This is a genomic window from uncultured Mucilaginibacter sp. (assembly GCF_937859865.1).
In the GTDB taxonomy this organism is placed as follows: Bacteria; Bacteroidota; Bacteroidia; order Sphingobacteriales; family Sphingobacteriaceae; genus Mucilaginibacter_A.
In genome coordinates this window covers 25,715-33,850 of sequence record NZ_CALMAT010000123.1, presented here as the reverse complement: position 1 = coordinate 33,850, position 8,136 = coordinate 25,715, and the positions used below count along the sequence as shown (strand labels likewise).

Annotated in this window: 8 protein-coding genes; all 8 read left to right on the top strand. The window is 41.9% G+C overall.

All coding sequences use genetic code 11. The annotated features are described in order from the left end of the window. The first annotated feature begins 42 nt into the window (after positions 1 to 42). Positions 43 to 483: a hypothetical protein gene (locus Q0192_RS13390; RefSeq protein WP_299289995.1), complete on the top strand. Its 441-nt coding sequence runs from the start codon at positions 43 to 45 to the stop codon at positions 481 to 483. 1 nt (position 484) lies between these two features. Continuing rightward, on the top strand, positions 485 to 1,327 hold the full coding sequence (locus Q0192_RS13385; protein ID WP_299289994.1) for an isoaspartyl peptidase/L-asparaginase: 843 nt from the start codon (positions 485 to 487) through the stop codon (positions 1,325 to 1,327). Between the two features lie 66 nt (positions 1,328 to 1,393). After that, the gene (locus Q0192_RS13380) at positions 1,394 to 1,990 is read left to right on the top strand and encodes a hypothetical protein (RefSeq protein ID WP_299289993.1); all 597 of its coding nucleotides are present in this window, start codon (positions 1,394 to 1,396) and stop codon (positions 1,988 to 1,990) included. 220 nt (positions 1,991 to 2,210) lie between these two features. After that, positions 2,211 to 2,441: a hypothetical protein gene (locus tag Q0192_RS13375; protein ID WP_299289992.1), complete on the top strand. Its 231-nt coding sequence runs from the start codon at positions 2,211 to 2,213 to the stop codon at positions 2,439 to 2,441. 364 nt (positions 2,442 to 2,805) lie between these two features. Beyond that, a complete protein-coding gene (locus tag Q0192_RS13370; RefSeq protein WP_299289991.1) occupies positions 2,806 to 3,309 on the top strand; it encodes a DUF3347 domain-containing protein in 504 nt (167 codons plus the stop codon). A 93-nt stretch (positions 3,310 to 3,402) separates the two neighbouring features. Then, complete coding sequence (locus Q0192_RS13365; protein WP_299289990.1) at positions 3,403 to 4,932, top strand: PAS domain S-box protein; 1,530 nt, start codon at positions 3,403 to 3,405, stop codon at positions 4,930 to 4,932. 5 nt (positions 4,933 to 4,937) lie between these two features. Then, positions 4,938 to 5,300 carry a response regulator gene (locus Q0192_RS13360; protein WP_299289989.1) on the top strand — a complete coding sequence of 121 codons (363 nt, stop codon included), beginning with the start codon at positions 4,938 to 4,940 and terminating at the stop codon, positions 5,298 to 5,300. A 261-nt stretch (positions 5,301 to 5,561) separates the two neighbouring features. Continuing rightward, positions 5,562 to 7,964, top strand: a complete 2,403-nt coding sequence (locus Q0192_RS13355; protein ID WP_299289988.1) for a TonB-dependent receptor — start codon at positions 5,562 to 5,564, stop codon at positions 7,962 to 7,964. Positions 7,965 to 8,136 lie beyond the last annotated feature (172 nt).

Genomic DNA, 8,136 nt, shown 5'->3' with positions numbered 1-8,136 from the left:
ATTGCCGGGACTTCGGCCGGTGCGGCCGCTGCTTCTGCCAACATGATTTACCGCGGCCAAAGCAACGAAGCGATGGTCAAAGGCGAAGTGCAAATTACGGCTGGCCTGGGTTTTATTGATTCGGTAATTATTGATACCCATTTTGTACAGCGCGGGCGCATTGGCCGTTTGTTTTATGCCGTGGCCAGCAACCCGGGCATTTTAGGCATTGGTTTGGGCGAAGATGCCGGGCTTTTAATCACCGAAGGAAAAACCATGGAAGCCATCGGTTCCGGCTTGACGATTGTGGTTGAAGGACGTGACATCATCGAAACCAATATTTATAATGTAGAAATGGGGACACCGGTTTCTGTTGAAAACTTGAAAGTACATGTGATGTCTATTTATGATAAATTTGACTTGCAGCAGCACAAATTGTTTATCAACAAAACGGCCAAGGTTTTAAACAACCATGCCTTAAACATTCCGGACAACGATTATTGATATGAAACTGATTATACACGGTGGGTTTTTTAGCGAATCTGGCACCAACCAGGAAATTAAAAAAGCTAAACAGGAAGCTTTGGCCACTATTGCCGAGGCCAGTTATGTTTTCTTAAAAACGCATTCGGCCGTGCAAACTGCTGTTTTTGCCGTGTCTTTATTGGAAGACAGTGAACTTTTTAACGCCGGTTACGGTTCCCAAATCCAAAGCGATGGCAAAATCAGGATGAGTGCAGCTTTAATGGATGGCAGCACGGAACGGTTTTCGGGTGTGATTAATATAGAAGATGTGAAAAACCCGGTCCGGATAGCCGAAAAATTATTGCCGCTGCAAGACCGTGTTTTAAGCGGAAGCGGTGCCAAAGATTTCGCCCGCGAACATGATTTCCCATACTTCAACCCGCAATCGCCGCAACGAAAACACGAATACGAGCAAAAGCTGCAAAACTCGGTACGCTTAGGCACAGTTGGCTGTGTGGTTTTGGATGAATTTAATAACCTTGCCGCAGCTACCTCAACCGGCGGAAAAGGCTTTGAAATACCTTGCCGCGTAAGCGATTCGGCCACCGTTGCCGGCAATTATGCCAACCGTTTTGCAGCAGTTTCGTGCACAGGCGTTGGCGAAGATATTATGAGCGGAGCCGTGGCCGCCAAAATTGTAACCCGCGCAACCGATGGTTTTAAATTGAGCGATGCTTGCGAAAAAACACTGACCGAACTAAGTGGATTTGACGGTTTTGCAGGCGTGATCGGGATTAAGGCGAACGGCGAAATTTATCACGCCGATACACATCCATATATGGTTTGGGCAAGCTACGATGACGGGCTGGAAGTTTTTAGTTAAGCACAACACTTTTAAGCTTTGGCCGTTAATTAATTTGATTGGTTTTTCTATAACAATCAGCGTTTTATGAAAATATTATATACTCTTTTTATCGCCCTTTTTTCATTGCAGGCTTCGGCACAGATTTATGTTAAAATGCCCTGGCAAAAAAAGCACGAACGCTTTCCGGCATTGGCTTTAGTTCATGAGAAAACGCCGCCACCGGCACTTATCTGCAATACTTCTTTTACCACCTTTAAAACTGATTTAGGCCGAAGCCGCTACAGCATTGATGCCGAAGAAGCTATGTGTATGCGCAATTTGCGCCACAGCATGCGTTACGGGCAGGCAGCCATGCGTATTCAGTTTGATAGTTTGGCCAGCTTTTATTTCAGGCAAAACCGTTTTTCGGAAGCAAAGTGGTACGTGCTGCGCAGCAACGCCATCTCGCGCCAGCAAAAAAATTATGAAGGCATTATTGGTTCGTTGGTGGTTTTGGCAGATGTAAAATCAAACCTGGGCGATTTTAAACAGGCAGATGAAGATTTATTGGAAGCTAAAAATATTGCTGCGCTGCACAGTTTAACGCCCAACCTGCTGCTGATTGAACAGCATACAAAACAGATCAAGCTGAACAAAGACGGCGGCATTAAAGTAGAAAACCATTATGCCGAGCTGCTTTAGCTAATCGGGTTCCGGTATTTATTTTGGCAGGAATATTAAAACAGCCATACTTCTTTTACCACACAAAAAATGTACTGTTGCCATCAAAAGGCAATATTTTGGCAATAATCTTTTAAATATTTAAAATAATATTAAAGGTTAAAACGGCATTTGTGCTATTTGATATAAACAAATTGTATTTTTACGAGTTAAAGTAAAACAATTATTAAAAATCTAAATCATGGCAAAAGCTAAAAAAGAAGAAACTGAAGGCGGAATAACAGCTTATTCTGTTAAAACAAAAACCAAAAATGTTCCGATGGTTGACCCTGTTATCAATTGCAAATCGGGCAGGTATATTGCGGTAGGAAAAGATGCTGATGGGAATAATATGGCTGCCATTTTAGGAAAAGACAAAGCAGAAGAACACATCAAGAACGGAAACGCTAAAAAAGGCGAAGGCTGGGAATAATAATTGCTGTTTTGTAAACTACAATTTTTGCCAGCTTCCGCTATTTTATAAACCGGTGTTATTCGGTTTATAACCAATTAAAGCTATAAGGCCGGCCAGCAGTAAAATGCTGTCCGGCTATTTTTTTAACCGGTTCTTAAAGCTGTTTAAATTTTGTTCAACCTGTTTTCCATGCTTCTTTTATCACCAAAAAATTGTTGGACATTTGGTTTAAGTTTATCTCAATTGATACAGACACCAATTTTTATAGGGTAAAAGAAGCATTGGCATCAACCCAAAGCATATCGAAAGGTTTTGTATAAACTTTAAATATGCGCTTCAAAGTTTATTTTTGCTTTATTTATTTATCTATTATAACTGCTTTATGAAAACAATAAAGTATATGCTACTGATGCTGGGCGTGTTTGTTTTTCATCAAACCAAAGCCCAAGCTGTTAATGCTGTTTTTAGCCCGGTTTTACATGCCTATTTAAGTGTAGAAAAAGCATTGGTTGATGACGATGGCAAAGCGGCAAACCAGCAAGCCGCCGAAATGGTGAAAGCCGTGCAGCAACTGAATACCGATAAACTGGAAGCTGCACAAAAAGGAGCTTGGACAAATTACAGCGAAAAATTGCGTTTCAATGCGCAGCACATCAGCGAGTCTAAAAGCATTGAGCACCAGCGCGAACATTTTGCCGCGCTTTCTGATGCTGTTTTTATGCTGCTAAAAAACTTTAAGCCTGATGTTACCGTTTACAGGGAGTATTGCCCGATGAAAAAACAGTACTGGATAAACGCTTCTGCCAAAATCCAAAACCCTTATTACGGAAAGAAAATGCAAGATTGCGGAAAAGTAACGGCAACGATTAAAGGCACTGCATTGTAATGCCGTAAAAAAAAGGCAAACCGCCCTGTTTTCGCAACCAAATTTCTAGCAAATTGCATAAATCAATTGCCCAAAACTGACGATCAAAATTAAATGGATATAGACAATTCTTCAGGTTTTAATTTTTCCGGCGAATCTTATGAGCTTGATTTCAACTTGTTAAAACTTGCCATTGATGCCTCTGTCGCCGGCATTATTATTACAGATTACCGCCAGCCCGACCATCCCATTATTTATTCCAACAAGGCTTTCGAAAAAATTTCGGGCTATAAAAGAAATGAAATCATTGGCCGCAACTGCCGCTTTTTGCAGGGCGACGACCGCGAACAACAAGCACGTTATATTTTAAAAGAGGCCATTAAAAACGGGGAAACCGCCACGGTTGAACTGCGCAACTATCGTAAAAACGGAGACTTGTTTTGGAACGAGCTGTACTTATCGCCCGTAAAAGATGCAAACGGAAACGTAACGCATTTTATGGGCGTACAAAACGACATCACTAAACGGAAAAATGCCGAGCAGCAACTGCAAAAAGAACGCGACGAAATGGAACGCCGCGTGATCGAGCGCACCAGATCGTTAAAAGAAAACGAAGAATACCTGGCCAGTATTTTACAAACGGTACGCGAATCGCTTTTGGTTTTAGCTCACGATTTGCGCGTACTAAGTGTCAACAGGCATTTTCTACGAACCTTTAAAGTATCCGAAGCCGAAACCATTGGCATAAAACTTTATGATTTGGGCAATGGCCAATGGAATATCCCGCAATTAAAAGAATTATTAGAAACCATTTTGCCAAGCAACAACCCAGTTTTGGATTTTGAGGTAAGCTACGAGTTTCCGCATATTGGTAAAAAAATAATGCTGCTGAACGCACACCAGATTGAACTGGACGGCGAGTACAAACAGCACATCCTGCTTTCTTTTGAAGATATTACCGAACGCAAAGAAGCCAATCAGCGCAAAGATGATTTTATATCCATTGCCAGCCACGAACTCCGCTCGCCTTTAACCACAGTTAAAGGTTATATTCAACTTTTAGAAAGGCTGCTTCCGAAAGATAACGACAAGGTTACGCACGCCATCGCCAAAACCAACGATTACCTAAACCGGATGAACGAGCTGATTACCAATTTACTAGACACTTCCAAGATCCAAAACGGCAAAATAGAACTGCACAAAGAGGTTTTTGATTTTGACCAAATGGTGAAAGAAGCCGCAGAAAACGTGCAGGGAAGCTACAGCTCGCATAGGATCAAGATCACGGGCAGCACCAAAATGGATTATGCCGGAGACCAGCACCGGTTAGAACAAGTGGTTGTTAATTTGCTTACCAATGCCATTAAATACTCGCCTGAAGCCAGCGAAATAGCAGTTTACCTTTCGCGGGTAAGTGGTTTTATCAAAGTTGCGGTAACAGATTATGGACTGGGCATTGGCCGCGAAGACCAGAAAAAAGTGTTCGAGCGGTTTTTCAGGGCAAACAGCATCCAGAAGAAATTTCCTGGCATGGGAATTGGCTTATACGTATGCGACCAAATTATTAAAAACCATAAGGGCACTTTGTGGGTTGATAGTGAAGCAGAAAAAGGTGCTACTTTTAGTTTTACCTTGCCGATATAACAGAGATGATAAACAAAACAGTATTGGTATGTGATGATGACCAAGGTATTCTCGAAATGCTTGTACTTGTGCTGGAAAGCTATGGCTATCAGGCAATTGCAGAAAGCAACAGCCCAAATATGTTTGACACGATTGAAAAAGTACATCCGGGTCTGGTGATTATTGATTTATGGATGCCGGAAATGACGGGCGACGAAGTGGTTAAACAACTGCGCAAAAAACCCGAAACGCATGATTTGCCTGTGATTGTAATTTCGGCCAGTATGGATGGAAAACAGATGGCAGACAAGGCCGGCGCAACACATTTCATCAGCAAACCTTTTGATATTTTTAATTTGATTGATAAAGTAGAAGAATACTACGCTTAAAAGCGACACCAATTTTTAGGGCATAAAAGAAGCATCGGCAAAAAAACAGCGATGCTTTTTTTATGCCTGTTTTTTTGCCCGGGCAATTCTGCTTGCTAAAACCCTTTTCTATTTTCACCGCCCTTCTTTTTATTTAAATTAATTCTAAATAATTTTCTGTCAAATAGATTAAAAATTATATTTGCGGCTACTTAGAATTAATCTAAATAAACGCGCATGACTGATTTTATACACTGCCTAAAAAAAACAATCCCATTTTCCTTGCTGCTGTCCCTAATTATAATTAATGCTGATGCCCAATCTTTTACAGGCAGGATTTCAGGAAAAATAAAAACAACTGACGGTAAAACTGAAGCCCACGTAACCGTAATGGTTAAAGAATTAAACCGTGTAACTACTACCAAAGACGATGGCAGTTACATGTTCGGCAATATCAAACCAGGGGTTTATACCATCAGGATTTCTTGCATCGGCTGTGCCAACAAAGAAACTACGGTAAACGCTTTGGCAGGCAAAACCACGGTGGCAGATTTTACTTTGTCTGAAAGTTCCTCGCAATTAGCCGAAATAAATATTAATGCCCGTAAAAACAGCAACAACAAACCGGGTACGTTGGGCAAAGCCAATATCAGCCCGCTGGACCTGCCGCAAAGTAGCGGTGTAGTAGGAAGCCAAGTAATTAAAGACCAGCAGGTTAACCGTTTGGGCGATGCGTTGCGGAATGTGAGCGGCGTTTCGCTGACCCAAACGCGCGGCGGCGTTTCCGAATCTTTTTCGGCACGCGGTTATACCATTGGCGTTTCCGGCGGTGCGGGAAGCATTTTCCGGAATGGCGTTTTAACCAATTCTGCCGGTTTCCCGGATGCAAGTACCTTAGAATCAATCGAAGTTTTAAAAGGAAGTTCTGCCTTGCTTTACGGCAATGTTTCGGGCGGATTGATCATCAATTTGGTTACCAAAAAACCAAAGTTTGATTTTGGCAGCGAAGTTGCTATGCGTTACGGCAGCTACAACGATTACAAACCGATGGTTGATGTTTACGGCCCAATCAGCAAAAACCTGGCTTTCCGTTTGATTGGCACTTATGAAAACAGCGATAGTTACCGCGATCAGGTTAAAACAAATATAACCAATATTAGCCCTTCGCTCCTGTTCAACCTCGGCACAAAAACAACGTTATTGGTAGAAGGGAATTACCTAAAATCTGATTTAACACCGGATTATGGCATCGGAACTTTAAACAACGGCCGCTTTTTGCCTGATGTTCCGCGTTCGCAATTCATCAATACCAACTGGGCTTACAGCAATTTAGAACAGGGAACAGGTTCGGCTACGTTAAACCATCGTTTTAACGACAACTGGAATTTAACCGCTATCGGCTCTTTGCAAGGCACAAGCGTTAACTCTTTCGGTTCGAGCCTGCCAAACAATGTTGCGGCCGACGGAACCTGGAACAGAGGTTTGGCCCGCGCCAAAACTTACGAAGGCGATTATACCGCACAAGTTAATCTGAACGGAAAGTTTAAAACAGGTTCCATCAAACATCAGTTTTTAGCGGGAACGGATTTTGCAGAAGTGCTGAACGTAACCAGAAACTTTGCCATCAGTGGAATTACATCGACACAAACAGTTTACGATAAAATCAATATTGTAGATCAGGATGAACTGATGCCGCGCACTGATGTTCCAAATTCTACAGATACTTTGCGCACCAAATCGCCTTCCTACCGCTTTGGTTATTACGCACAGGATTTGATCAGTCTGACCGAAAAATTTAAAGTGCTGGCAGGTTTGCGTTATTCCATCCAGAAAACAGAGCAGACTTATATTGAGAATTTAAAAACAAGTGCTGATAGCCGCGGCACTGCTTCAACCAAGTTTGACAAAGCTTTTTCGCCCAAATTGGCTTTGCTTTATCAGCCTGTTAAAACCACTTCGGTTTATGCCAGCTACAGCAACAACTTCATCACCAATTCTTCTTACACCGATATTTACGGCGCAACTTTAAAACCTTCTACCGTAAACCAATACGAAGCAGGCGTTAAAAACGATTTATTTAACGGAAAGCTGACTGCCAATTTCAGCGTTTATCGGATTATCAACAGTGATTTAGCTGTACAAGCACCATTAGACCGTAACGGAAACCAAAACCCGGTTTCCACAATCCGGGAATTTAGCGGCGAAACAACCAGCGATGGTTTTGATGTAGATATCAACGGTACAATTTCTAAAAACTTTTACTTTCTCACCGGCTACGGCTACAATTATATGCGTTATACCAAAACCGGCAATACAACAGGTTCTTACACCGTTGGCGAACGCTTGGTGAATAATCCGGCGCATACTTTTAACGGAAGTTTATTTTACACTTTTAATCTTCCTGCTTTACGCGGGTTAAAATTGGGCGCATCTGCTTTTTATACCGGCGCACGCTTTGGCGGATACAACAATACCATTAACCAAACCCAAAAATACAGCCGTTTAATTCCGTTAAGCGGTTTTACCACGGTTGATCTTTCTGCGGGATATTCCTTCAAAAGGTTCTCGTTATTGGGCAAAGTTTCCAATATCGGCAATACCTTAAACTATTTGATCCACGATAATTACAGCATCACACCGATTGCGCCGCGCCAGTTTTTAACCACGCTTTCGTACAAATTTTAAAAAAAATCGACACCAATTTTATACCGGTAAAAACAGCATTTATGAAAAATGTACAGGACCAAAAAAAGACCTGTAAAAGAAGCATCGGCCGACATGCTTTAAGCTGAACCTAAGTACCAATTACATTTTTAAAGCCTTTTTAAATTCCACCTTAAAAAAACCACCATGCTTC

Bases quoted from the DNA above. Each gene is read 5' to 3' on its own strand.
- Q0192_RS13390 (WP_299289995.1), top strand. From the start codon at position 43: ATGATTTACCGCGGCCAAAGCAACGAAGCGATGGTCAAAGGCGAAGTG.
- Q0192_RS13385 (WP_299289994.1), top strand. From the start codon at position 485: ATGAAACTGATTATACACGGTGGGTTTTTTAGCGAATCTGGCACCAAC.
- Q0192_RS13380 (WP_299289993.1), top strand. From the start codon at position 1,394: ATGAAAATATTATATACTCTTTTTATCGCCCTTTTTTCATTGCAGGCT.
- Q0192_RS13375 (WP_299289992.1), top strand. From the start codon at position 2,211: ATGGCAAAAGCTAAAAAAGAAGAAACTGAAGGCGGAATAACAGCTTAT.
- Q0192_RS13370 (WP_299289991.1), top strand. From the start codon at position 2,806: ATGAAAACAATAAAGTATATGCTACTGATGCTGGGCGTGTTTGTTTTT.
- Q0192_RS13365 (WP_299289990.1), top strand. From the start codon at position 3,403: ATGGATATAGACAATTCTTCAGGTTTTAATTTTTCCGGCGAATCTTAT.
- Q0192_RS13360 (WP_299289989.1), top strand. From the start codon at position 4,938: ATGATAAACAAAACAGTATTGGTATGTGATGATGACCAAGGTATTCTC.